Below are 24,577 nucleotides of genomic sequence, written 5' to 3' on the forward strand. Positions count from 1 at the left end.
TTCCGGACGGATACCGGCAGGCCCACACGGGCCCATCTCCCTCGGCGCGCCGAGGGGAGTGAAGCAGATCCAGCAGAGAACGACGGCCAGGGCACCGAAGCCCGGTCGAGTCAGCGACGGAGAGTGGATCATGAAAACAGCGCTCGGCAGCAAACCGGCAGCGGTCCTCACGCTTCCGGCCGTCAGGGGCATGGCGGAGCTCCACAGCGTGCCGGTGGAGGACGCCCTACTCATCGCGATCAACCTGTTCGGAATCTCTTCCGCCCACGGCCGTCACCGAGCCCGGATCTCGGTTCGTCTCACGACCCGGCCGGACGTCGCCTGGATGGTGATCGTCCCGCTCAACGCCAAGGCCTCGCCGTTCCGCCTGGCCGGCGACGAGCTGTCGCTGGGCGGCGCTGTAGTCGGAACCATCGACCGCGTCGCCGCCGACGAGGCGGTCGGCGGGTACTTCAGGGACGACGGACGAGCCGCGACGCTCAACCCCAATGCCCGGAGCCGTTGTGTGGGGTGCTCGTTTTGCCCGAACACCCTGGAGGCCGCAGCCGATCCCCGTCTCTCGGAGGAGCGGGAGCTGGCCGAACTGCTGGCCGCGATGGTCGAGCAGCACCCCCGCCACAACCTCACCGAACTCCGTGAGGTCACCGTGTCGACCGGGTGCTTCGAGCGGGAGCGGGCGGCCGTCGACCACCTGATAGGCCTGCGCGACGTGCTCGCCGCCCACGGCGTCGGCGCTCGGATCGGGTTCCTCACCTCGGTCATCCGCTCCAGCGGGGCGTTCGAGGAACTGGCGGAGCACGTCGCCCCGTTCGTGCTGCGGCTAACCGCCGAATGCTTCAGCCGACGAGACCTGCTCCTCAAAGCGAGCAAGGCGACGCTCACCACCGAGGAGATGCCCGGGGTTCTGCGGCGGGCGATGCGCGTCGGCCACGCGACCTCGTTCACCTACATCGTCGGCCTGGACCGGCTCACCGACCTCCGGGCCGGCGCGGCCGAGCTGATGCCGTTCGTCACCGAGTTCCCCAACTTCCAGGTGTACCAGGCGCACAACGCGATCATGGCGGGCCTCCGGGCAGAAGGCTCCGACTCCCTGGAGTACTACCTCCAGGCTCGCCGGGACATCGAGGACATCGTCGGGCCGACCGGCCTCCGCCCGGCGGCATGGGAGTGCTACCGGCCGCTCTGGTACTTCACGTTCGGCGAAGATCAGTTGGTGCCGCCATGCTGAACCGGGCTGACGCGCTGTGGAGGGCCGCCACCTATGTCGCGGTGGCGCTGCTGCACCTCGACGACAACCAACTGCTGGCCGAGCCACTCAAGGCCGACCACGTCAAGCCTCAGCCCGCTGGCCACTGGGGCACCGTGCCCGGGACTGCGTGGGCCCTCGCCCACACGGTTCTCGCCGCAGGGGAACTGGAGCCCGGCCGCGAGCTGGTCCCGGTGATCGGGGCCGGCCACGCAGGAGTGGTCCAGCTCGCTTATGCCTGGCTCACCGGCCAGCTGGCCTCCGTCCGCCCGCAGTACTCCCCTGACGCGGCTGGCCTAAAGCGCCTTGCTCGCGACTTTCCGGACGTCGACGGACTCGGCGCGGAAACCCATCCGCTGCTGCTGGCGGGAGCAGCTCCCGGAGGGTGCCTTGGTGGCGCGCTCGCGTTCGGCCACGGCCTGGCGCTTGACGCGCCCGGGCGGGTCGTGGTGCCGATCATCGGCGACGGCGAATGCGAGACCCCTACGACTGCCGCTTCGTGGCTTGCGGCTCGGGCTCTACGGGGAAGCGCCGTCCTGCCGGTCGTGCACGTCAACGGCTTCCGTATGGGTGCCCAGTCGCTGCTGGGGGCGATGACCGACGCCGAGCTCCTCGCGTACGCGGCCGGCCTGGGATGGCGTGGCCGGGTGGTACACGTAGCCTCAGCCGCGGCCGATGAACACCAGGCGTTTCGGGACGCACTGGCGGCATCCGCCGATGAGGTCGCTGACGGTGCCCGGACGGCCGTGTTTCTCCGCTGTGTGAAGGGCTGGGGCGGACCGGAGACGGTCGGCGGGCGGCAGGTGCTCGGGACGGCTGCGGTCCATAAGACACCCCTTGACGGGGCTCGCCACTCTCAAGCCCAGCGCAGACAGCTGGAAAAGTGGTTGGCGTCGTACCGGCCCACCGAGCTCTTCGACTCGGACGGGCAGCCGAGCGGTCCACTGGCCGATGCCCTGGACTCGGCAATGAGACACATCGCAGATGGCTCCAGAGGGCCCGCCTACGCTCATTCGAAGCCGATCGTTCACGGCCAGGCCAGCCGCTTCGGGGAGGTGGTGAGCGGCGTGCTCCGCAGGCACGCCGCAGCTGGTGACTTCCGGGTCTTCAGCCCGGACGAACTGTCCTCGAACCGTCTCGCTGCCCTGCGGGACGAGCCCTGGGTATCCGAAGTGCTGGCCGAGGAGGTTCTCCTCGGCTGGCTGTCCGGCTGGATCAGCAGCGGCCGACGCGGGGTCCTGGTGTCCTACGAGGCGTTCGCTCCGCTCATGACCGCCGGGATCATCGGTCACCTGAAGCACCGCCGCCTCACCGGGGACATGGCGCACCCGAGCCTCAACCTGCTGCTGACCTCGTACGGGTGGCACAACGTCTTCACCCACGGCGATCCATCGCTCGCCACGGCCCTGCTCGCGACGGAAGACCCTGCGGTGAGGGTGCTGGTTCCGGCCGACACCCTGCGGACCGCTGCCACGCTCGACACGATGCTGAGCTCGACGGGCCGCGTCAACGTCCTGGTCGCGGGCAAGCACAGCGAACTGCGGATCCCGCCCGAGACCGTCGAGGAGGAACTGGCACGTGGGCTCGCCATCTGGCCACACCTGAGCGCCAAGGAGGATCCCGACCTCACCATCGTCGTAGCAGGAGACCTGCCGGCCGAGGCGGTCAAGGAGGCGGTGCCGGCCCTTCGCGACCGGCTGGGTTGCCGAATCCGTGTCGTGGGCGTTCTCGACCTGACCGTACTCGGCGATCCCCAGCGCTGGCCGAAAGGCCTGACCAGGGATGAGGTCGATCAGTACCTCGGCGAACGTGCGGCCGTCCTGGTCGCCGCGCTTGGGCATCCAGCAGCAGTGTGGGGGCTGCTGGCGGGACGCCTGCGGCGGCCCGTTGAGGTGATCGGCTGGCGCGAGCCGTCGGGACCGATGCCACAAGACGCGCTCGCGTGTGAACTCGGCCTGGACACGGCCGGACTGCTTCAGGCCGCCGGTCGGCTCGCCACCAGGCTGGAGGCCGCGCGATGACGGAGCCGCTCATCGACAAGGTGGAGACCGTGCGGGTCGGCGGGTCGACAGAGGCCGGTGACGACAGGGTCTTCGTCGCGGTCCATGGCTACGGACGGATCGGCTGGTACGGGCCAGTGAGCATCGCGCTCGGCAGAGCTGTTGAGACGATCGGACCGGCCGCCGTAGGAGCCCCACTGCTCGATCACCAGGGCCTTCGAACTCAGCTTCGGGCAGCTGCACCGGAGGTCTCCGACTGGGCCGTCGGGACGATCGATTGCGCGGTGTGGGACCTCCACGGTTGCCTGGTCGGCAAGCCGGTGGCCGACCTCCTGTCACCGGTGTGGAGGGCGCGCGCGGTTTCGGCGTACGCCTCGTGGCTCCGACTCGATCTCAGCGGCCCTACCAGCCACGGCGCTCTGGTCCAGGTTCTCGAAGAGGGCTGGGCTTTCACGAAGTGGGGACTGCGTCGACACCCGGGGACAAGCGTCGCGGCGGAGGCCAGGAACCTGGTCGCGGCACTGGCCGACGCTGCGGCGGCCATCGGCGAGCCCTTCGCCGTCGACGCGGTGGGCACATGGAGTCCGCAGCTCGCTACTGCTGTCGCCGACCGCCTCGATCGGCCGATGCTGGCCTGGCTGGAGGACCCATTGCCGGAGCACTACCCCCGCGTCTACGGTCATTTGGCCGCTGCCGGCGTGCCGGTCGCGGTGGGCGAGCGCCTGCGGCCTGACGAGGACCTGGACACGCTCCTGGACTTCGTGCGGCCCGCCGCGCTGACCATCGACGTCGTCGGCTGCGGCGGCCTCACCCGCGCGGTCGAGATCACGGCGATCGCTCGTGAGGCCGGCGTCCCTGTCTACCCCCACGGCCGATCGATGGTGCCCGGCATCCAGCTCGCTGCCGCCTTCGCCGGCGACGTCCCGGCCGTCGAGTACCGCCGTCAGTGGGAGCCGCGTCGCCAACTCCTCTACGCCGAGCCGTGGGTACCCAAGAACGGCCATTTCCCCGCCCCCGAGGCCCCTGGACTCGGAACCCAACCCCGGAGACTGCGATGACCCGGACCATCGGCACCTTCCCCGTCCAAGGAACAACCCGTCACGACGAACACGGCCTGCTCCTCGTCCTGGACCGGCGGCTCGACGGGCACGACACCTTCCTCTCCGGCCTCCTCGACCTCGGCCAGGGGACGGCGGCCGTGCGAATCCTCACCCTCGACGACGTCACCGTGCTCCGACCGCTGGAGGCGATCGAGGCTCCCAGCCCGGTCTGGGCCGGAATCCTCCACCTCCCGCACGGACTTCGCCCGCGCGTGGTCCCCGCTGACCTCGCCCGCGCCGCCAAGATCAGCAGCCGCGACCTGGACGCGCTCGATGCGGCCGAGCAGCGGTACGCGCTGACCTTCCTCGGCGAGGCCACCACCGGGAAAATCCGCACCGCGCGGATCGCGGCGATCGTCTCCGCCCTGCCTCCGGCCGGAGGCGACGCCACATGAGTGCATCAGCCCGTCCCCTGGTCAGCCTGGACATCGGGGGAACCCTCGGCAATGCTCAGGGCCCCGGCTTGGCGGTCCGGCTCGCCGCCGCCTCATCGCTCGGGCCGAAGCAGGCCCGCCGCGTGATGCGAGACATCCTGCACACCGCCCCGGAGATCACCGACGTCGTGATCGAGCAGGTCTGCGCGGAACTGGACATCAAGCCGTCGGACTTCCCGACAGACCTGCCCGTCTCTCCGCTCGTCCTGTTCCCCGGAGTTGTCGAGTCACTTCAGCAGCTCAGCGACTACGCCACCGTGGTCACGCTCTCGAATGTCACCTGCACCGAGGCCGACCCCGACCGGCTCCTCGCGCTCCTCTCCCCATGGGTCAGCGCCCACTTCCCGTCCTGCCGCATCGGATTCGCCAAGCCCGACTGCCGCGCATTCTGGACCGTTGCCGACGCCTACCAGGTACCGGCCGCGACCATGGTCCATGTCGGCGACGACTGGGAATGCGACATCCGCGGCGCCACGACCGCCGGGTTCGCGGCCGTCTGGCTCTCCCACGGCCGTACGGTCCCCGATGAGCACGTCCTCGTTGAACACGACGTGCTCGTTGCCCACGATCTCGCCGACGCAGTCCAGCCCGTCCGTCACCTACTCGATCTGAGGAACCCATGAGCCTGTTCACCGGCACCGCCAGCTACTACCGCCAGTACCGCCCGGGAATCCCGGAGGAGGTCGCGACCGTCCTCGACCAGGCCGTCGCACCCGGCAAGCCTCGCCGGCTCCTGGACGTCGGCACCGGCACCGGGCTGGTCGCCGAGGCGCTCCTCGGCCGGTTCGACGACATCATCGCCATCGACAACGATGCCGACATGCTCAAGGTCGCTGAGGAGGCCCTCCGACCCCACCTCGCCGATGGAGCCAGCCTGTCGCTCATCGAGTCGACGGCCGAGGACTTCAAGCCCCCGACCGGCTGGCAGGCCGACCTCGTCACGATCTGTCGGGCCTTCCACTGGCTCGACCAGGCCACCGTCCTCGCCCTCCTCGACGACCAGGTCGCCCCCGGCGGTGCCGTCGCCATCTTCGGCGACAACAGCTTCTGGTCTGCCGACAGCCCCTGGAAGCAGTCCGTCCGCGCGGTCGTCCAGAGCTTCCTCGGAGAGGAACGGCGCGCCGGCAACAGCACCTTCAAGCACCACGACCGGCCCTACAGCGAGATCATGGAGGAGTCCCCGTTCAACCGGGTCGAGGAGATCCGGGTGCCCGTCCAGCGGACCTGGAGCACCAACAGCATCCTCGGCTACCTCTACTCCACGAGCTTTGCCGCACCGCACCTCTTCGGAGGCCGCCTTGACGAGTTCGAGGCGGCCGTGGAGACCGCCCTCGCCGAGCACAGCACCGAGGACGTCTTCCCGGAGGACAACGAGTTCCTCATCCGTATCGGCCGGCGGGGCACCGAGTGATACGAGCAGACGGCCCAGCCGCCCGCCAATACGGGCGGCTGGCCGCACCCGCGGTCCTGACCGAGCTCACCACCGAATCCGTGCTCTGCTTGCCCATCGGCTCCCAGGAGCAGCACGGTCCCCATCTGCCGCTCAACACGGACACCGTGATCGCGGAGCGGTTCACCGGCATGCTGGTCCAGCGGTACGGCGGACAGCACGACCTGTGGGCGTTGCCGGCCATCCCGTACGGGCTCTCACTCGAACACGCCTGGTCGCCGGGAACCGTGTCGCTACGGATCGCGAGCTTCATGTCTCTGCTCGACGTCGTGGTCACGGAGCACCTGCGGGCGACCCCTGCGCGCAGGCTCCTGATCATCAACGGCCACGGCGGCAACCGAGGAATCCTGGAGCCCGCCCTCCACGAGCTGAAACGCGTACACGCCATCTCTGTCTGCGTCGTCCATCCGGCTTCGTTGTCTGCTGTCCAGGTCGGTGGCGAGAGCATCCCGGAGATCCACGCCGGTATCCGCGAGACGGCCATGATGCTCGAACTCGCTCCCGAGGACGTCCATCTCGACCGCCTCCCAGTGGACTTCACCGCCAACGACACCGAGGTGAAGCGGCTCGTCCTGGACCGCGGCACGACCTGGCCGTGGACCTCCGGCGACACCACCATCGCCACCTGCGGCGTCCTCGGAGGCGACCCGCGCCGGGCAACCGCCGACGCCGGCCGAGCCATCCTCGACAGCGCCCTCGATGCGGCCGACAACGTACTCACCCACGTCACCAGCCACACCCCGTAACCGTCCCCGGCCCACCAGGAGATCCCGTGGCCCTCACCCCCGCAGAGAGGCACGCCTTCATGCGCGACGGCCTGCTCGTCAGACGCGGCGCCGTCCCCGACGACCAGATCGTCCGAGCCCGTGAACTGGTTACCGACTGGTACCGCGAGACGATGAACCCCGAGCTCATTAACGCCTACACGCAGCGGACCTTCGCACCGGAGCTCGGAAGCCACCCCGACCTCCTCGCGCTCTTCTCGGCGTCCCCGGCCGCCGAGCTCGCCCAGGACCTGCTCGGCACCGTTCAACCCGTCTCCACCGTGCAGCTCCAGATCCGCATCCCCGAGGGCCAACTCGAACAAGCCCAGCCGGAGAAGGAGATGCATGTGGACGGCGTCGCCTGCCCGCACCTCGACCCCGCGGAGCTGCGGACCTTCTCGCTGCTGGTCGGCGTGGTGCTGTCCGACATCACCGACCCGCGGGGTGGGGCCCTGCGCTACCAACCGGGCGGGCACCTGGCCATGGCCGAGTGGTTCCGCACCCAGTGGTCGCTCGGCATCACCGAGCAGGTCCCACCCGACATCGACACCCGCGCCGGCATCCCGTTCCTCGGCCGGCCTGGCGACCTGTTGTTGATGCACCACCTCGTCCCCCACGCCGTTGGCCGCAACCTCAGCCCGGGGCCACGGATCATGGCGTACTTCCGCGTACAGCACCCCGACCACGCACGGCGACGGCTGCAGGCGCTGCAAGACCCGTGGCTCGACTACCCGCAGCTGTCGCGGCCCGCGTGAACTCCCAGCAGGGCCGGGATCACGCCCGGCCCGTCCACTGACTCCCAAGACGGACGGACACCCATGCGACCGATCCCGCCAGAACAACTCAACGCCGCCGCCCGTGCCCTGGAAGCTGGCGAACTCGTCATCGTGCCCACCGAGCGCTGGTACATGATCTGCGCCGACGCCACGAACCGGGCCGCCTGCAACAGCATCTTCGACGGCAAGCAGCGGCCACGCGCCAAGTCCCTCGTACTCGTCACCCCGTCCCTGGAGGCGTGCGAGAAGCAGTTCGTCATCCACCCCGAGGCCAGGCAACTGGCCGATGCCTTCTGGCCTGGCGACCTCGCCATGCTCCTTCCCTGGCAGAGCGCGGAGATCGGGGCGCGGCACCCCGCGGTCGGCTCGCCGGCGCTCACCACCAACTCGGCGGGCCCGCTCGGAGCTCTTGCGGCGGTGGCTGGTACGCCGGTGGCAGCGACGACCGTCAACATCTCGGGCGACGCGGCAGTCGACGCACCAGGGCCAGCGATCACGGTCGGGGAGGTCCAGGGCTTCCTCGACTCCACCGGCGTCAAGGCGAGCGTCATCCTCGACGGGGGAGTATCACCGGCCGCCAACCACCTCACCATCGTCGACTGCTCGACGCCGGCCGCCCGCCTCGTCCGTGCTGGCGTCGTCCACGAACGGGCGATCTCAGCTGTGCTCGACCGCCACGTGCCATGACGGAGAGCGCGAGGGACAACTACCGTTCGGTGCAAGTGTCCGGGCAGGCCTGCTCCGACCGGGCCTTCCTTCCCCGCTCCGCAGCTTCAAGCGCCCCTACCGCAGCGACACGCTCAACCGGGGTGTGCGTGCAATAGGGACAGCTGCCAGCATCCTCGAAGGCGCCTCCGCTCACCGCCTCATGGCAACGAACAGAAAGCAGACCACCGTGCAGCACCGCGTCCGAGCCGTCCTCCTCACCCCGAACAACACCACGCTGCTGATCAAGCGCATCCGCCCCGGCATCGACCCGTACTGGGTGATCGTCGGGGGAAAGATCGAACCGACCGACGCCAGCCCCGAGGAAGCCCTGCTACGCGAGGTCCGCGAGGAAATCGCGGGCGAGGCCGAGATCGTCAGCCTTCTCCACACCATCGAGACGGACGACGAGCGCCAGGACTTCTACCTCGCCACCGTCGACAAGTGGAGCTTCGAGGATCGCACCGGGCCCGAGTTCAGCCAGGCAGGCCGGGGCGAGTACTTCCTGGAGGAGATCCCCCTCACCACCGAAGCCCTCGACGCGATCAACCTCCTGCCTCAGGAGATCGCCGCGGTCCTCCGCAAGGCCGTCGAACGCGGGGACCTTCTCGCCGCCAGGTAGCGGCAATCCGGCAACTGCGTCAGCACACTGGTCGCGCACTGAATGTCGCGAACGTCTCACGCTGCGTCAAATGCCGTGGTACGTTCCGTAACCCAACCGAAAACAGGTGACCCCGGCGGTGCTGGAACACCCCGGGGCCCGGCAACAGGAGCTGACACTCCCGATGCGCGTCCATCGTAGCGCCCACGTGCGCAATTTCACCGTGCTACCCAACGCCGTCCTCCAGTACCGGCGGCTGTCCTACACCGCCCGAGGCCTGCTCGCGGACCTCCTCTCCCGCCCCGACGGCTGGCGCGAAGACGGACGGCACATGGCCGACAGCAGCCCCCAGGGACGCGGCGCGATCCGCAAGGCGTTGAAGGAGCTGACCGAGGCCGGGTACTACCGGGTCGAGAAGATCCGCATGCCCGACGGCACGATCATCACCGAAACCCACGTCTACGACACCCCGCACCCCACGGCGCCACCGGGTACCACCCGTCCGGCGCCCGGTGAAGCGGCAACCGGCCCTGCTGGCAGCCCTGTTGTAAAGAACCGGCACCAAGAACCCTCCCTCCCCACAAGCCCGGCAGACGAAAGCGACCGGGGAGGAAAGGAGGAAGCACCCGAGATCCACGAGGCAGCGGCCACGCTGTTCCGGGTGATCCGCCCCGAGCCCCGGCTGCGCCTGGGCGAGGCCGAAGCATGGGAACTGGCACCGTTGGTGGCGCAGTGGCTGCAACGCGGCGCGGCCCACGCAGACCTCGCCCAGGCTCTGCTGCCGGGCCTGCCCACCCCGGTGCACTCGGCGGCCGCCGTGCTCCGCTACCGCCTGGAGCGCAAGATGCCGCCCGCCGGGCCTGCCGCGCGGCCACCGGCCCGGTACGCCGAGTGCGCCAAGTGCCACGACCCCGTGCCCCGGCCGGGCATCTGCCGCCCGTGCGCCGGCCTGACCACCCGAACCCCCACGGCCCGCCAGGGCGCGGACGTGGCCACCGCAGGTGCCGAACGAGTCCGAACTGCCCTGCGCTCCGCAATAGCCGGCAGTCGGCCTGCACACATCGCCGCCTGAGACGCGCTCTCCCACCAGCCCGAAAGGGCTCCGGCAGGTACATCACCCTGCTCCATCAACGCCGGGCTCGGCCAGGCCCGGGGTGGGGGGTGGACGGCGGGGAACGGCGGTGAACCTGCTCAACAAGGGGATGCTGCGCGGGTGTTCACCCCGGAAACGCCGCTGCGGCGCGACCCCCGAGGGGTTCGCGCCGCAGCGGAACAACGATCGCCCAGCGACCTCAGACGTTGAACCCCAGCGCCCGCAGCTGGTCGCGGCCGTCGTCGGTGATCTTGTCGGGGCCCCACGGCGGCATCCAGACCCAGTTGATGCGCAGGTCCTTGACCAGGCCGTCGGTGGCGGTCTTGGCCTGGTCCTCGATGACGTCGGTCAGCGGGCAGGCCGCCGAGGTGAGCGTCATGTCGATGGTGGCCACGTCGGACTCGTCGATGTGGACGCCGTAGATCAGGCCCAGGTTGACGACGTCGATGCCCAGTTCGGGGTCGACGACGTCCATCAGGGCCTCGGTCAGGTCCTCGACCGAAACGGTGCCGGCCGTGGTGCCGACGATGATGCCGGTCTGCTCCTCCGCAGCGGAGGCCGTGGCGTCGGCGGTGGTGTTCTCGTCACTCATGGTCTGTTCCTCCTCTGCGGGATCAGTCGTTCACGGCGGGGTGCTGGGCGAGCGCCTGGGCGGTGGCGTCCTTCCAGGCCATCCAGCTGAGCAGGGCGCACTTGACCCGGGCCGGGTACTTGGAGACGCCGGCGAACGCGACCGCGTCCTCCAGCACCTCCTCGTCGCCCTCGCCCTGGCCCTTGCTCTGCATCAGCTCCAGGAAGGCCTCCTGGACCGCCTGCGCCTCGCCCACGGTCTTGCCGACCACCAGGTCGTTGAGCACCGAGGCGCTCGCCTGGCTGATCGAGCAGCCCTGGGACTCGTACGAGACGTCGACCACCGTCGGGCCGTCGAGCTTCACCCGCAGGGTGATCTCGTCGCCGCACGTCGGGTTGACGTGGTGCACTTCGGCGTCGCCGTCCCGCAGCCCCTTGCCGTGGGGGTTGCGGTAGTGGTCCAGGATGATGTCCTGGTACATGGAGTCGAGCTTCATGGTCGTCCTGCCCCGTCCCGTCAGCCGAAGAAGTTCCGGACGTGGTGCAGGCCGTCGATCAGCGCGTCGACCTCGCCCGGCGTCGAGTACAGGTAGAACGACGCCCGCGTGGTCGCCGGAATTCCGTACCGGAGGCAGACCGGCCGCGCGCAGTGGTGGCCGACGCGCACGGCGATGCCCTGCTCGTCCAGCACCTGGCCCACGTCGTGCGGGTGGATGTCGCCGAGGGTGAAGGAGATCGCCGCGCCGCGGTCCACGGCCGTGCGCGGGCCGATGATCCGGAGGTCCGGGACCTCCAGCAGCCGCTCGACGGCGTACTCGGTGATCGCGTGCTCGTGCGCCGCGATCTTCTCCATGCCGATGCCCTGGAGGTAGTCGATGGCCGCGCCGAGCCCGACCGCCTGGGCGATCGGCGGGGTGCCTGCCTCGAACTTGTGGGGCGCCGGGGCGTAGGTGGACGAGCCCATGGTGACGGTCTCGATCATCTCGCCGCCGCCGAGGAACGGCGGGAGGTCCTCCAGCAGCTCCTGGCGGCCCCAGAGCACGCCGATGCCGGTCGGGGCCAGCATCTTGTGGCCGGTGAAGGCGACGAAGTCGGCCTCCAGCGCCTGCACGTCCAGCACCATGTGCGGCGCGGCCTGCGAGGCGTCGATGACGACCAGCGCGCCGACCGACTGGGCCTTGCGGACGATCGTCTCGACGGGGTTGACGGTGCCGAGCAGGTTGGAGACCAGGGTGAAGGAGACCACCTTGGTCTTCTCGGTGATCAGCTCGTCGATGTTGGACAGGTCGAGCCGGCCCTCGTCGGTCAGCCCGAACCACTTCAGCTTCGCGCCGCTGCGCTGCGACAGCAGCTGCCACGGGACGATGTTGGAGTGGTGCTCCATCTCCGTGATGACGATCTCGGAGTCGGCGTCGACCCGGTAGGGCTCCTCCGCCCAGGCCAGCATGTTGGCGACGAGGTTGAGCGACTCCGAGGCGTTTTTGGTGAATATCACCTCGTTGCGGCTCGGCGCGTTGACGAAGGCCGCGACCTTGTCCCGGGCGCCCTCGTACAGCGCGGTGGCCTCCTCGGCGAGCACGTGCACGCCGCGGTGGACGTTGGCGTTGTGCCGCTCGTAGTAGGCGGTCAGCGCCTCCAGCACCTGGCGCGGCTTCTGCGAGGTCGCCGCGTTGTCCAGGTAGACCAGCGGCTTGTCGTCGTGCAGGAGCCGCTGCAGGACCGGGAAGTCCTTACGGATCGCGTCGGTGTCGAGCAGTCCCGTAAACGTATGGGTCACTCGGAAGCGCCCCCCTTCACGTACGCCTCGTAGCCCTCGTTCTCCAGCTTGTCGGCGAGCTCGGCGCCGCCGGACTCGACGATGCGGCCGCCCGCGAAGACGTGGACGTAGTCGGGCTGGATGTACCGCAGGATGCGGGTGTAGTGGGTCACCAGCAGGGTGCCGACCTCGCCGGTGGAGCGGACCCGGTTGATGCCCTCGGAGACGATCCGCAGCGCGTCGACGTCCAGGCCGGAGTCGGTCTCGTCGAGGATCGCGATCTTCGGCTTGAGCAGCTCCAGCTGGAGGATCTCGTGGCGCTTCTTCTCGCCGCCGGAGAAGCCCTCGTTGACGTTGCGCTCGGCGAAGGCCGGGTCCATCTGGAGGGCGGCCATCGCCTCCTTGACCTCCTTCACCCACAGCCGCAGCTTGGGGGCCTCGCCGCGGACGGCGGTGGCGGCGGTGCGCAGGAAGTTGCTGACCGAGACGCCGGGGACCTCGACCGGGTACTGCATGGCCAGGAAGACGCCGGCCTTGGCGCGCTCGTCGACGGACATCTCCAGGACGTCCTCGCCGTCCAGCAGCACCGAGCCGCCGGTGACGGTGTACTTGGGGTGGCCGGCCAGCGAGTAGGCCAGGGTGGACTTGCCGGAGCCGTTCGGCCCCATGATGGCGTGGGTCTCGCCCTGCTTGACGGTGAGGTCGACGCCCTTCAGGATCTCGCGCGGGCCGTTCTCGGCGTCCACGGAGACGTGCAGGTCGCGGATTTCAAGGGTTGCCATGTGTACTCAGGACTCCTGGTTGACGGAGACGAGCACATCGTCCCCTTCGATCTTTACGGGGTAGACAGCGACCGGCTTGGTGGCGGGCAGGCCGGAGGGCTTGCCGGTGCGCAGGTCGAAGCTGGAACCGTGCAGCCAGCACTCGATCATGCAGTCCTCGACCTCGCCCTCGGAGAGCGCGACGTTCGCGTGCGAGCAGATGTCGTTGATCGCGAACACCCCCTCGTCGGTGCGGACGACGGAGACCGGCACGCCGTTGAGGTCCACGCGCTTGGGCACGTCCTCCTGGAGGTCGCTCAGCGCACAGGCACGGAGGAAGGTCATCGGGGTCAGACCGCCGCTTCCAGCTCGGCGTCGATCTTCTCCATGAGCTGGTCCTGGACCTCGGCCACGCCGATCTGCTGGAGCAGCTCGGCGAAGAAGCCGCGCACGACCAGGCGCCGGGCCTCGTCCGCGGGGATGCCGCGGGCCTGCAGGTAGAACAGCTGCTCGTCGTCGAAGCGGCCGGTCGCGGAGGCGTGGCCGGCGCCGACGATCTCGCCGGTCTCGATCTCCAGGTTCGGGATCGAGTCGACCCGGGCGCCGTCGGTGAGCACCAGGTTCCGGTTGAGCTCGTAGGTGTCGGTGCCGACCGCGGCGGCGCGGATCAGCACGTCGCCGACCCAGACGGCGTGCGCGTCCTGGCCCTGCAGCGCGCCCTTGTACGCCACGTTCGACCGGCAGTGCGGCGTGTCGTGGTCGATCACCAGGCGGTGCTCCAGGTGCTGGCCGGCGTCGGCGAAGTAGAGGCCGAACAGCTCGGCCTCGCCGCCGGGGCCCGCGTAGCTGACCCGCGGGTGCAGGCGGACCAGGTCGCCGCCGAAGGTCACGACCACGGACTTGTACGAGGCGTCCCGGCCGACCAGCGCGCTGTGCTGGGCGGCGTGGACGGCGTCGCGGTCCCAGTCCTGGACGGAGACGAAGGTGAGCTTGGCACCGTCGCCGACCAGCAGCTCGACGTTGGCGGCCCGGGTGCCGGTGCCCTCGTGGTTGAGCACCACGACGGCCTCGGCGAACGGCTTGACGTCGATCACCACGTGGGCGAAGCGGACGCCGCCCTCGCCGCGCACGTCGATCCGGACCGGCTCGGTCAGCACCGCGTCCTTGGGGACGGTGACCACCAGGGCCTGCTCGAACCCGCTGAACGCCTGCGCGGCGACCCGGTCGACCGGCGTGCCGGCCTTGCCCAGGCGGGCGTCGTCACGGCCGACGGTCTCGGCGGTGACGCCGTCCGGCAGCGTGAACCCGACCTTGTCCTCACCGCGCTCGCCGGCGGCGGCGGTCCCGTCGTGCAGCCCGCCGAGGCGGTGCAGCGGGGTGAACCGCCAGTCCTCCTCGCGGCCGGTCGGCACCGGGAAGTCGTTCACGTCGAAGGACGGCTTGACCGCGACGCGCGCGTCGATCGGCTGGTGGACGGTGGTCCGACCGGTGCCGGGGCCGGCGAGCTGCGCGCCCGCGCCGGCGGTGCCGACCTCGATCGACCCGGCGGTGGTGGAGCCGGTGGTGTTCTGCTCAGCCATGGCTGTTCGTAGTGCTCTCTTCCTCGGAATTCGGTGGACGGCGGTAGCGGCCGGGCGTCAGCCGACCGCGCCCTCCATCTGCAGCTCGATCAGCCGGTTGAGCTCCAGCGCGTACTCCATCGGCAGCTCGCGCGCGATCGGCTCGACGAAGCCGCGGACGATCATCGCCATCGCCTCGAACTCGGTCATGCCGCGGCTCATCAGGTAGAACAGCTGGTCCTCGCTGACCTTGGAGACGGTCGCCTCGTGGCCCATGGACACGTCGTCCTCACGGACGTCCACGTACGGGTAGGTGTCCGAGCGGGAGATGGTGTCGACCAGCAGCGCGTCGCAGAGCACATTGGACTTGGCGCCCTTGGAGCCCTCACCGATCTCGATCAGACCGCGGTAGGAGGTCCGGCCGCCGCCTCGCGCCACCGACTTGGAGATGATGTTGGAGGAGGTGTTCGGCGCCATGTGCACCATCTTGGCGCCGGCGTCCTGGTGCTGGCCCTCGCCCGCGAAGGCGATCGACAGGGTCTCGCCCTTGGCGTGCTCGCCCATCAGGTAGACGGCCGGGTACTTCATGGTGACCTTGGAGCCGATGTTGCCGTCGACCCACTCCATGGTCGCGCCCTCGTACGCCACGGCGCGCTTGGTGACCAGGTTGTAGACGTTGTTCGACCAGTTCTGGATGGTCGTGTAGCGGCAGCGGCCGCCCTTCTTGACGATGATCTCCACGACCGCGGAGTGCAGCGAGTCGGAGGAGTAGATCGGCGCGGTGCAGCCCTCGACGTAGTGGACGTAGGCGTCCTCGTCGACGATGATCAGCGTCCGCTCGAACTGGCCCATGTTCTCGGTGTTGATCCGGAAGTAGGCCTGCAGCGGGATGTCGACGTGCACGCCCTTCGGCACGTAGATGAACGAGCCGCCGGACCACACCGCCGTGTTCAGCGCGGCGAACTTGTTGTCGCCGACCGGGATGACGGTGCCGAAGTACTCCTTGAAGATCTCCGGGTGCTCGCGCAGCGCGGTGTCGGTGTCCAGGAAGATGACGCCCTGCTCCTCCAGGTCCTCACGGATCTGGTGGTAGACGACCTCGGACTCGTACTGGGCGGCGACACCGGCGACCAAGCGCTGCTTCTCCGCCTCCGGGATGCCCAGCTTGTCGTAGGTGGCCTTGATGTCCGCGGGCAGGTCCTCCCACGACTCGGCCTGCTTCTCGGTGGAGCGGACGAAGTACTTGATGTTGTCGAAGTCGATGCCGGAGAGGTCGGAGCCCCAGGTCGGCATGGGCTTCTTGCCGAACAGCTTGAGGCCCTTGAGCCGCAGGTTGAGCATCCACTCGGACTCGGACTTCTTCGCGGAGATGTCGCGCACGACCTCCTCGCTGAGCCCGCGCTTGGCCGTGGCACCGGCGGCGTCCGGGTCGGCCCAGCCGTACTCGTAGTTGCCGAGGCCTTCGAGCTCGGGGTGCGAAACGGTGTCAGTCATGCGAGCTTCCTAACGCGCGGACGCTGAATCTTCGGTGGACGCGGGATTTTCATGTACTGGCAGTCGGCACTGCATCGGAGCCGCGGTCCGCGGAACCCCGGACGGGCGACGATGCGGCACCGGGTGCCGGCACATAGGTGGTGCAGACCCCGTCGCCGTGGGCGATGGTGGCCAGCCGTTGCACATGGGTGCCCAGGAGCTGGGAGAAGACCTCGGTCTCCGCCTCGCAGAGCTGCGGGAACTGCTCGGCGATGTGCGCGACCGGGCAGTGGTGCTGGCAGAGCTGGGCGCCCGCCGGGGCCTTGGCCGCGGCCGACGGGACACGCCGCACCGTGGCAGCGTACCCGTCCGCGCTGAGCGCCTGGGCGAGTGCCTCGGTGCGTTCCCCGGCGTCGGCCCGGTGCAGCGCTTCCAGGTACTTCTCGCCCTGCTTGCCGAACCTGGCCCGGGCGAAGGCGGCGACCGCCTCCTCGCCCGCCTTGCCGCCGCCCACCGAGTCCGAGATCCAGCGCAGCGCGTCGGCGGCGAGCTGGTCGTACGCCTGGTAGAAGGCGTCCCGGCCGGCGTCGGTGAGGGCGAAGACCTTGGCCGGACGGCCCCGGCCGCGGCTGCCGTAGACCCGCTGTTCTCGGGACTCGACCAAACGGGCGGCGGTCAGTCCGTCGAGGTGGCGGCGGACGGCCGCGGCGGTGAGGCCGAGGCGGTTCGCCAGGTCGGCGGCGGAGGAGGGGCCGTGGTCCAGGATCGACCGGGCGACCCGGTCCCGGGTGGCCCGGTGGCCCTCCAGCAGCACCTCGGCCGCCGTCACGGGCACGTCACAGCCGGGGGCCGACTCGGCCTCCTGGTGCGTGGCGTGCTCGCGCATGTTTTTCACAACACCAGTGTTGCGTAATTACTTCCATTGGGACAAGCCGTGATCCAGGCCTCACCGGTGTCATCGATCACGCAGGTAAGCCTTACCTGACCTGGGAAAACGATCACCGAGGCCGCCGTGGGGCCCGCGCGTGAGCGCCTCTTAGACTCGCCGGTATGCATTCCGAACCCGCGGTCCAGATCGCCGGGCTGGTCAAGCGATACGGCGACAAGCCCGCGGTGGACGGCCTCGACCTCACCATCGCACGCGGCGCGATCACCGCCGTCCTCGGCCCCAACGGCGCCGGCAAGACCACCACCATCGAGACCTGCGAGGGCTACCGCCGCCCCGACGCCGGCACCGTCCGCGTCCTCGGCCTCGACCCGGTCACCCAGAGCGCCGCCCTGCGCCCCCGGATCGGCGTCATGCTGCAGTCGGGTGGCGTGTACGCGGGCGCCCGCGCCGTCGAGATGCTCCGGCACACCGCCAGGCTGCACGCCCACCCGCTGGACGTGGACGCCCTGGTCGAGCGCCTCGGCCTCGGCTCCTGCGGCCGCACCACCTACCGGCGGCTGTCCGGCGGCCAGCAGCAGCGGCTCGCCCTGGCCATGGCCGTGGTCGGCCGCCCCGAGCTGGTCTTCCTGGACGAGCCCACCGCCGGCCTCGACCCGCAGGCCCGCCGCGCCACCTGGGAGCTGGTCCGCGACCTGCGCCGGGACGGCGTCACCGTGGTCGTCACCACCCACCACATGGACGAGGCCGAGCAGCTCGCCGACCGCGTCGCCGTCGTGGACCGCGGCAAGGTGATCGCCGACGGCACCACCGAGGAGCTGTGCCGCGGCGGCGCCGAGAGCTCCCTGCGCTTCGACGGCCCGCCCGGACTCGACCTCGCCGCGCTGCTCAAGGAGCTGCCCGAGGGCGCCGCCGCCGTCGAGACCGCCCCCGGCAGCTACCGGGTGGAGGCGGCCGTCGACCCGCGGCTGCTGGCCACCGTCACCGGCTGGTGCGCGGCCGTCGGCGTCCTGCCCGAACGGCTGTCCGTGCAGCGCCGCAGCCTCGAAGACGTCTTCCTCGACCTGACCGGACGGGAGCTCCGCTCGTGACCACGACCGACTACGCCCCGAAGCCGGGCGCCGCCCCGGTCGGCCGGATGCTGCTCGCCCAGACCGCGTTCGAGACCCGGATGCTGCTGCGCAACGGTGAGCAGCTGCTGCTCACCGTGGTCATCCCGACCGTGCTGCTGGTGCTGTTCTCCGCCGTGGACATCGTCGCGGTGGAGGGCCCCGGCAAGCGGGTCGACTTCCTGGCCCCCGGCCTGCTCGCGCTCGCCGTGATGTCCACCGCCTTCACCGGGCAGGCCATCGCCACCGGCTTCGAGCGCCGCTACGGCGTGCTGAAGCGGCTCGGCGCCAGTCCGCTGCCGCGCTGGACGCTGCTGACCGCCAAGACCGGCTGCGTCCTGGTGACGGAGGCGCTGCAGGTCGCGCTGCTGTCGGTGATCGCGCTGGCGCTCGGCTGGTCCCCGCACGGCAACCCTCTGGCCGTCGTCGCGCTGCTGGTCCTCGGCACCGCCGCCTTCTCCGGGCTCGGCCTGCTGATGGCCGGCACCCTGAAGGCCGAGGCCACGCTGGCCGCCGCCAACCTGGTGTTCATCCTGCTGCTGCTCGCGGGCGGGGTGGTCGTGCCGCTGGGCAAGTTCCCCGACGCCGTGCGGTCGGTGCTGGAGCTGCTGCCGATCTCGGCGCTCTCGGACGGCCTGCGGTCGGTGCTGCAGACCGGCGCCGGGGTGCCCTGGGCGGACCTGGGGATCCTGGCCGGCTGGTCGGTGCTCGGGCTGGCCGCGGCCGCCCGGTTCTTCCGCTGGGAGTAGGACCGCTCCCCGCGGGGAGATAGGACCGCTCCCCGAGCCGTACCCGCGACGCACGACGCCCCCCGGCCTTTCCCGGCCGGGGGGCGTCGTGCTGTTCAGCCCGGGTCGCGTCAGCCCTGGCTGCCGCTGCGGCGCTTGCGGGCGAGCAGGACGAGCGCGCCGCCGACCAGCAGCACGCCGCCGCCGGCCGCCGCGATCATCGGGGTCGCGTCGCTGCTACCGGTCTGGGCGAGCACCGGCCCGCTGCTGCTGGGCGCCGGGGACGGGGTGCTCGGCGGCGGCGTGACCGGCGGGGCCGTGGACGGCGTCCCGGTCGGCGTCGGCGTGGGGGTCGGGGTCTTCGACGGCGTCACCGTGGGCGTCGGCGTGGGCGTCGGCGTCTTGGTGGGCGTGGGGGTCGGGGTGGGCGTGGGGGTCGGAGTCGGCGTGTGGCACGGCTCGATGGTCTTGGTCTCGTTGATGTTCCAGCCCTTCTCGTCCGGCTTCTCCGAGGTGGCGACCACCAGGTTGGCCTTGATCGGGGCGGTGTGGTCCTTCACCGGGAAGGTGCCGTGGAACTCGGCGGGGAAGGCCTTGGCGTCCAGGACCTTCTCGCCGTCGATGGTGAGGCTGACGGTGTTCTTCACGTCAGGCTTGGGGCTGTAGTTGATCAGGTCGATCACGACCTTGTCGCAGGTCACCGACCAACTCGGCACGTGCGCCGAGGCGTTGCCGGCCAGTGCCAGGGGCAGTAGAAAACCGGCCGCCGCTGTGCCGGCGAGTGCCGCCGCGCCGATCCCGATGTGCCGCTGCTGTCGCGCCATTAGGCTGTTCCCCTCCGAACGGTCTTGTGCAGCAGGCGTGTTGACTGGTTCGCGGTGGCCCGCTACGACTGTCCGGGGGACTCTACCGGCACTCCCGCATCCCGCCACACCCCGCCGTACGACCGGAATTCGTCTGTCCGTCCAGTCTTCGATGTGCATGACCAGCCCATCACAGCCGCCACCTCGCTGAACGCGGATTCGGCAAACTTGAATGAACTTAGTCACCTTTCAGACAGAACGGCGCCCCCAGTGATCGGGTTCAATCACCGGGGGCGCCACTTCAATCACCCGACGGACATTCGGGCTTTTCGGTCCCTATCAGGCCTTCTTGTCAGGCCTTCTTGGCCGCCTTGCGCCGCGCGGCCACCACGATCGCGCCACCGGCGGCGATCACCACGGCACCGCCGATCGCCAGCGGCAGCACCGGGCCGGCGCCGGTGTGCGCCAGGTTTCCGCCACCGTTCGCCTGGGCGGACGGGCTCGCCGAACCGGAGACCGCCGGAGCGGCCGTCGAGGCACCGGCCGACGGGCTCGCCGAGCCGCTCGCACTGGGCTTGCCACTGCCCGGCGCGGACGGGGTGCCCGACGGGCTCGCCGACCCGCTCGGGGAGGCCGAACCGCCCGGCGTCACCGACGGCGAGCCGGTCGGCACCACCGGCGGCACGGTCGGCGTGCCGGTCGGGGTCGGGACGGTGGTGCCCGGCAGGCAGCCGGTGAACGGGTAGTGGTGCGTCTCCGCGCCGCCCTTGCCGGTCAGCGAGGCCGCGATCACCGAGCCGTTGACCGGGCCGCCGCTGCCGAGGTCGAAGGCGGCGTTCGGCGCGAGCACCGTACCGGCCCAGGCGGCCTGGCTGTTCTTGACCACCTTGGTGGCGGTCGGGAAGTTCCAGAGCAGCTTGGCCCGGATCGCCCCGCCCGCCGCGCTCTGCGCCTTGTCGTCCAGGACGAAGGCCGAGGTGCCCGTGTCCCAGAGGTGGAAGCCGGTGGTCCCGGCCACGGCCATGTCGTACGAGCCGCCGGTCACGTTGACCACCGTCACCGAGCCGGCCGGCACCTTGAGGTAGACGTCCTTGGCGCCCTGCAGCTTCGCCGCGTCGACGGTGAAGCTGTTGTACTTCGCGTCCCCGCCGGTGAACGTGAGCTTGGCGCCCTCGGCCTGGACGGTGGCGCCCGCGGTCTGCGGCACGGCGGCCAGCGAGGTGGCGGCGGCGCGCAGCTTGGCGAACTCGGCCTTGAAGTCGATCGGCGAGGCGCCCTGGGCGACGACGCCCTGGTGGGCCTGGACGACCGCGCCCTCGGCCTTGGAGCCGTAGACGCCGTTGCCCTTCATCACCTGGGTGTTGCGGCCGGTGATGCGGCCGGCCACCACCAGCGCGTTCTTGCCGGGCAGCGCGTCGACCTCGGCGGGGGTCAGCTCCTGGCCGACCGAGAAGCCGCCGGTGAAGTCGGCGTCACCGCCGACGGCGACCGCGCCCTCGGCGTCCGGGGTGTGGGCGTCGTCGCCCTCGATGAACTCGCCGTAGAGGTTGGCGACCCCGAGGCCGCGGCACTCCTGATCGGCGCCGACGGCCTGGGCGGCCGGCGCGACCAGACCGGCCAGTACGAACGAGCCGCCGATCGCGAGCGCGGCGGCGGAAGTGGGTATGCGCATGTGCAGGATCTCCGCTTGGGTGCGGGAGGAGTGGGAGAGGCCCGAAAAAAGGTATGGACCAATCCGCACTCTTTCGGCCGAGTGGGTGATTGGTCAAGACCATTGACCACCTTGTCCGAACAGTCCGCTTTGGCCCCCGGCCGCCGCACCCCGCGCCCCGCCCCAAGATCGCCCGTAAGGCCGCCTACGATGGAGCGCGTGCTGAACCCCTTCTCCCTGCTCGCCGAGCGCTGGCAGCCCTCCGCCGCGATGGTCCGGCGCGCCACGTTCGCCGCGCTGGTGATGAGCGTGGTGATCGTCGTCACCGGCGGCGCCGTCCGCCTCACCGCCTCCGGCCTCGGCTGTACGACCTGGCCCCGCTGCACCGCCGAGAGCCTGACGCCCACGGCGGAGATGGGCTTCCACGGCATCGTCGAGTTCACCAACCGGATGCTCACCTACGTGCTGAGCGCGGCCGTCGGCTGGGCCATCCTGGCCGCCCGCTGCCACCGCCCGTGGCGGCGGAGCATGACCAAGCTCGGCTGGGCCCAGTTCTGGCTGGTGATGAGCAACGCCGTCCTCGGCGGCATCACGGTCCTCACGGGCCTCAACCCGTACACGGTCGCGCTGCACATGATCGCCGCCATGGCGCTGGTCTGGGTCGCACTCCTCATGTGGGAGCGCTCCAAGGAAGGCGACGGCCCGGCCGAGCTGTCGGTCGCCCGCCCCATCCACCAGCTCTCCTACGTCCTGGTCACCGTGGTCGGCCTCCTGGTCGCAGCCGGCACCCTGGTCACCGGCGCCGGCCACCACCCGGGCACGCCCAAGGACAACAAGATCGTCCCCCGCATCCCGATCGACTACGACAGGCTCGCGCAGTTCCACGCCGACTTCGCCTTCGTGTCCGTGGGCCTGACCATCGCGATGATCTTCGTCTTCGCCGCCGTCAAGGCCCCGCAGCCGGCCAAGGCCCGCGCCAAGGAACTGCTGGCAGTGCTGCTCCTCCAGGGCGTCCTCGGCTTCATCCAGTACTTCACCGACGCCCCCGAGCTCATGGTCGGCCTCCACATGCTCGGCGCCACCCTCACCTGGATCGCCGCCCTCCGCATCCCCCTCGCCCTCCGCACCCGCGAGACCGAAGAGCCCGCCGACCACCTGCCCTCCCAGACCCCGCAAGCCGCGGCTGTCTGAGCATCGTCGAAGGCCCCCATCCGCGTCGGATGGGGGCCTTCGACGTGTCACAACAGCTGCCGCCCGTCACGTGGCCCGCTCGGAAAGGCTGCCGAGGGTAGGACGAAGCAGATCGAGGACGTGGGTCCAGCTGTACTTGTCGCGGCCTCCGCCGGACTTGGGCTTGTGGGGCACGTAGTCGCCGATCAGGACGCCCATCGAGCACAGTCGGGCCAGGCTCTCCGAATAGGCCGGGTGAGCGGCCTGGGCGGAGTTGACGTAAGGCTGAACGGCAACGGGGATGCCGAGCCCGTACGCCTCACAGAGGATGCCGAGCGCAAGCGTGTCGGAAATGCCGGCGGCCCACTTGTTGACGGTGTTGAACGTCGCGGGAGCGACCGCAATGGCATCTGCCGGAGGCAACGGTTGCGGAATGCTCGGCGTGCGCCACGCAGAGCGGGTCGGATAGCCGGTCTGGGCCTCGATGGCTTCCTGGTCAATGAATCCGAGAGCGCTGGGGGTAGCAATCACACCGACCTTCCAGCCCTCGGCATGGGCTGCGGCGATCAGCTCGCCCACGCCGTCGGCTATCCCCGAAGCACACACGATGACGTAGAGAAAAGGCTCGTGGTTCTCAGTCAAATCCGAACTCCCAACTCATGGCAGAAACGGCGAAGTTCCGGGACAGTACCGCGTCGGTCCCGCGCGGCCATGTCACCGACCAGTTCCAGCACGCTGGGACGCCGGCGAATGTCCTCAGAAGCACAGCTCTCCGCGATCCTGAGTGCCTGGTACCCCTCAGCCAGTCTGCCTTGTTGGCTGTAGGCCCGTGCAGCATCGACCCAGAGCGCGGCCCTCCGCTCCGGAACGGGGATGCGGCGCCGCATCAGGGGTTGAGCAGCTTCCAGCGCCGCGCCGGCGTCACCGAGAACCGCGGCCGAGCTGACTGCATGCAGTGCAACGTTGGTGGGGCTGAAGTTCGCCCAGGAGTCCGGGCTGTCAAGGGCGACCTGGCGCGCGACATTCCGGGCTTCGGCAAGAAGTTCCGCTGCGGTCGCTCGGTCGCCACCTGCACTTGCTGCGGTCACGCCACGCAGGAGCATGAGCCCGAATGCCGCAAGGTACTGGGGCGTTCTCCGGTCATAGCCGCCGCCGAGTTGGTCTGCGGTGTGATGAATGAGGCTGATGGCGGGTGCGGTGTGCCGATCGCGCGCGAGAACGTGGACCTGAACGCGAACGCTGGAGGCCAGCACCACCGGATCATTGCTCCGCTCAGCCTCAGCCATCGCCCTGCCCACCGCGAGCCAGGCGTTGCCCTGATCGCCGAGTTTGAGCAACAGACTCACAGCGGTCTGATAGGCCGTCGCAAGCATTCCGGAGAGGGTTTGGTCGTCACCTCCCGCCGCGCTCTGGGCATGCCGGAGGTCTGCGATCAGCAGCGGCAGAGACGCTTCAAGTTCAGCGTACCGGCAGGAATAGAAGTTCCTGCGGGCCTGAGACAGCCGGGCTGCAAGTGCCGTCGACGGCTGCAGTGGGCGATCGGAGAGTACTGGTCCGGGCAACAGTTCGCGAACGAGCTCCATCCCCGCGCGGGGCGGTCCTGCCGGAGCTGCAAGCGCAGCAACGCTCGCCGCCAGAAAGTTGCGCCGATGCATGTCATCCGTCCTGCCGTCCGTACTGGTAGGAGAGGCAAGCCCGAGGCTCCCCGGAGGAATCCCGAGCACAGCTGCAACCGCCCGTAGGACACCCACGTCCTGCGTTCCCTTACCGCTCTCCAGCCGACTGATCTTCGACTGGTGGTAACCCAACTCGGAAGCCACATCTGCCTGAGACCGGCCGCTGAGCACTCGCGCCCGGCGAATCACTTCGCCGGGCGCGAGTTCCACGGAGTACCCCTTGGCCATCCACGACATGGATCCTCCTACCGGCACCGATCACACCC

General features: G+C 69.9%; 26 protein-coding genes. 14 read left to right on the top strand and 12 right to left on the bottom strand.

From position 1 onward, the window contains the following. Positions 1 to 130: 130 nt before the first annotated feature. From ACYP53_RS01175 to ACYP53_RS01225, 11 genes are all read left to right on the top strand, one after another. Positions 131 to 1,228 (top strand): hypothetical protein, encoded by a 1,098-nt coding sequence (locus ACYP53_RS01175; protein ID WP_459646408.1) that lies wholly within the window; start codon positions 131 to 133, stop codon positions 1,226 to 1,228. Beyond that, positions 1,222 to 3,267, top strand: a complete 2,046-nt coding sequence (locus ACYP53_RS01180; protein ID WP_459646409.1) for a phosphoketolase family protein — start codon at positions 1,222 to 1,224, stop codon at positions 3,265 to 3,267. Before ACYP53_RS01175 ends, ACYP53_RS01180 begins: the two co-directional genes overlap by 7 nt. Then, positions 3,264 to 4,304, top strand: a complete 1,041-nt coding sequence (locus tag ACYP53_RS01185) for an enolase C-terminal domain-like protein (protein WP_459646410.1) — start codon at positions 3,264 to 3,266, stop codon at positions 4,302 to 4,304. Before ACYP53_RS01180 ends, ACYP53_RS01185 begins: the two co-directional genes overlap by 4 nt. Continuing rightward, on the top strand, positions 4,301 to 4,741 hold the full coding sequence (locus ACYP53_RS01190) for a hypothetical protein (protein ID WP_459646411.1): 441 nt from the start codon (positions 4,301 to 4,303) through the stop codon (positions 4,739 to 4,741). Before ACYP53_RS01185 ends, ACYP53_RS01190 begins: the two co-directional genes overlap by 4 nt. Continuing rightward, the gene (locus ACYP53_RS01195) at positions 4,738 to 5,403 is read left to right on the top strand and encodes an HAD family hydrolase (RefSeq protein WP_459646412.1); all 666 of its coding nucleotides are present in this window, start codon (positions 4,738 to 4,740) and stop codon (positions 5,401 to 5,403) included. Before ACYP53_RS01190 ends, ACYP53_RS01195 begins: the two co-directional genes overlap by 4 nt. After that, entirely contained in the window at positions 5,400 to 6,191 is a 792-nt protein-coding gene (locus tag ACYP53_RS01200) for a class I SAM-dependent methyltransferase (RefSeq protein WP_459646413.1), read from the top strand. The genes ACYP53_RS01195 and ACYP53_RS01200 overlap by 4 nt, the downstream gene beginning before the upstream one ends. Then, positions 6,188 to 6,976 (top strand): creatininase family protein, encoded by a 789-nt coding sequence (locus ACYP53_RS01205; protein ID WP_459646414.1) that lies wholly within the window; start codon positions 6,188 to 6,190, stop codon positions 6,974 to 6,976. The genes ACYP53_RS01200 and ACYP53_RS01205 overlap by 4 nt, the downstream gene beginning before the upstream one ends. Before the next feature lie 26 nt (positions 6,977 to 7,002). After that, positions 7,003 to 7,749 (top strand): phytanoyl-CoA dioxygenase family protein, encoded by a 747-nt coding sequence (locus ACYP53_RS01210; protein WP_459646415.1) that lies wholly within the window; start codon positions 7,003 to 7,005, stop codon positions 7,747 to 7,749. A 63-nt stretch (positions 7,750 to 7,812) separates the two neighbouring features. Then, positions 7,813 to 8,457, top strand: coding sequence for an L-threonylcarbamoyladenylate synthase (locus tag ACYP53_RS01215; RefSeq protein WP_459646416.1), 645 nt, complete (start codon positions 7,813 to 7,815; stop codon positions 8,455 to 8,457). A 181-nt stretch (positions 8,458 to 8,638) separates the two neighbouring features. Then, complete coding sequence (locus ACYP53_RS01220) at positions 8,639 to 9,097, top strand: NUDIX hydrolase (RefSeq protein WP_459646417.1); 459 nt, start codon at positions 8,639 to 8,641, stop codon at positions 9,095 to 9,097. Between the two features lie 163 nt (positions 9,098 to 9,260). Next, positions 9,261 to 10,148, top strand: coding sequence for a hypothetical protein (locus ACYP53_RS01225; protein WP_459646418.1), 888 nt, complete (start codon positions 9,261 to 9,263; stop codon positions 10,146 to 10,148). Positions 10,149 to 10,368: 220 nt separating this feature from the next. On the opposite strand, the gene ACYP53_RS01230 is transcribed toward ACYP53_RS01225, so the two are convergent. Genes ACYP53_RS01230 through ACYP53_RS01265 form a run of 8 tightly spaced genes read right to left on the bottom strand, consistent with a single transcriptional unit; the run spans position 10,369 to position 17,174 of the window. Further along, complete coding sequence (locus tag ACYP53_RS01230) at positions 10,369 to 10,761, bottom strand: metal-sulfur cluster assembly factor (protein ID WP_189916394.1); 393 nt, start codon at positions 10,759 to 10,761, stop codon at positions 10,369 to 10,371. A 22-nt stretch (positions 10,762 to 10,783) separates the two neighbouring features. Next, positions 10,784 to 11,236, bottom strand: a complete 453-nt coding sequence (sufU, locus tag ACYP53_RS01235; protein WP_459646419.1) for a Fe-S cluster assembly sulfur transfer protein SufU — start codon at positions 11,234 to 11,236, stop codon at positions 10,784 to 10,786. 20 nt (positions 11,237 to 11,256) lie between these two features. Continuing rightward, on the bottom strand, positions 11,257 to 12,516 hold the full coding sequence (locus ACYP53_RS01240; protein ID WP_189916396.1) for a cysteine desulfurase: 1,260 nt from the start codon (positions 12,514 to 12,516) through the stop codon (positions 11,257 to 11,259). Beyond that, positions 12,513 to 13,277 (bottom strand): Fe-S cluster assembly ATPase SufC, encoded by a 765-nt coding sequence (gene sufC, locus ACYP53_RS01245; RefSeq protein ID WP_189916397.1) that lies wholly within the window; start codon positions 13,275 to 13,277, stop codon positions 12,513 to 12,515. The genes ACYP53_RS01240 and sufC overlap by 4 nt, the downstream gene beginning before the upstream one ends. Before the next feature lie 6 nt (positions 13,278 to 13,283). Next, the gene (locus tag ACYP53_RS01250; protein WP_030055938.1) at positions 13,284 to 13,601 is read right to left on the bottom strand and encodes a non-heme iron oxygenase ferredoxin subunit; all 318 of its coding nucleotides are present in this window, start codon (positions 13,599 to 13,601) and stop codon (positions 13,284 to 13,286) included. A 5-nt stretch (positions 13,602 to 13,606) separates the two neighbouring features. Further along, on the bottom strand, positions 13,607 to 14,836 hold the full coding sequence (sufD, locus tag ACYP53_RS01255) for a Fe-S cluster assembly protein SufD (protein ID WP_189916398.1): 1,230 nt from the start codon (positions 14,834 to 14,836) through the stop codon (positions 13,607 to 13,609). A 57-nt stretch (positions 14,837 to 14,893) separates the two neighbouring features. Further along, complete coding sequence (gene sufB, locus ACYP53_RS01260; RefSeq protein WP_189916399.1) at positions 14,894 to 16,309, bottom strand: Fe-S cluster assembly protein SufB; 1,416 nt, start codon at positions 16,307 to 16,309, stop codon at positions 14,894 to 14,896. 49 nt (positions 16,310 to 16,358) lie between these two features. Next, entirely contained in the window at positions 16,359 to 17,174 is an 816-nt protein-coding gene (locus ACYP53_RS01265; RefSeq protein WP_189916564.1) for a helix-turn-helix transcriptional regulator, read from the bottom strand. A 164-nt stretch (positions 17,175 to 17,338) separates the two neighbouring features. On the opposite strand from ACYP53_RS01265, the gene ACYP53_RS01270 reads away from it, so the two are divergent. Further along, positions 17,339 to 18,265 (top strand): ABC transporter ATP-binding protein, encoded by a 927-nt coding sequence (locus ACYP53_RS01270; RefSeq protein WP_459646420.1) that lies wholly within the window; start codon positions 17,339 to 17,341, stop codon positions 18,263 to 18,265. Positions 18,266 to 18,312: 47 nt separating this feature from the next. After that, a complete protein-coding gene (locus ACYP53_RS01275; RefSeq protein WP_189916565.1) occupies positions 18,313 to 19,032 on the top strand; it encodes an ABC transporter permease in 720 nt (239 codons plus the stop codon). Between the two features lie 110 nt (positions 19,033 to 19,142). Here ACYP53_RS01275 and ACYP53_RS01280 read toward each other — a convergent pair whose 3' ends face one another. Both ACYP53_RS01280 and ACYP53_RS01285 read right to left on the bottom strand, forming a co-directional pair. Beyond that, on the bottom strand, positions 19,143 to 19,835 hold the full coding sequence (locus ACYP53_RS01280) for an LAETG motif-containing sortase-dependent surface protein (protein ID WP_189916401.1): 693 nt from the start codon (positions 19,833 to 19,835) through the stop codon (positions 19,143 to 19,145). Positions 19,836 to 20,166: 331 nt separating this feature from the next. Then, positions 20,167 to 21,486: a choice-of-anchor A family protein gene (locus tag ACYP53_RS01285; protein WP_459646421.1), complete on the bottom strand. Its 1,320-nt coding sequence runs from the start codon at positions 21,484 to 21,486 to the stop codon at positions 20,167 to 20,169. A gap of 189 nt (positions 21,487 to 21,675) precedes the next feature. Here ACYP53_RS01285 and ACYP53_RS01290 point away from each other — a divergent pair, with 189 nt between their 5' ends. Beyond that, complete coding sequence (locus ACYP53_RS01290; RefSeq protein WP_459646422.1) at positions 21,676 to 22,656, top strand: COX15/CtaA family protein; 981 nt, start codon at positions 21,676 to 21,678, stop codon at positions 22,654 to 22,656. Positions 22,657 to 22,722: 66 nt separating this feature from the next. Here the strand turns inward: ACYP53_RS01290 and ACYP53_RS01295 are convergent, their stop codons facing one another. Beyond that, positions 22,723 to 23,277 carry a flavoprotein gene (locus ACYP53_RS01295; protein WP_459646423.1) on the bottom strand — a complete coding sequence of 185 codons (555 nt, stop codon included), beginning with the start codon at positions 23,275 to 23,277 and terminating at the stop codon, positions 22,723 to 22,725. Beyond that, positions 23,274 to 24,548 (bottom strand): helix-turn-helix domain-containing protein, encoded by a 1,275-nt coding sequence (locus ACYP53_RS01300; protein WP_459646424.1) that lies wholly within the window; start codon positions 24,546 to 24,548, stop codon positions 23,274 to 23,276. The genes ACYP53_RS01295 and ACYP53_RS01300 overlap by 4 nt, the downstream gene beginning before the upstream one ends. Between the last annotated feature and the right edge of the window lie 29 nt (positions 24,549 to 24,577).

The sequence above is a fragment of the Kitasatospora sp. Ki12 genome (assembly GCF_054601375.1).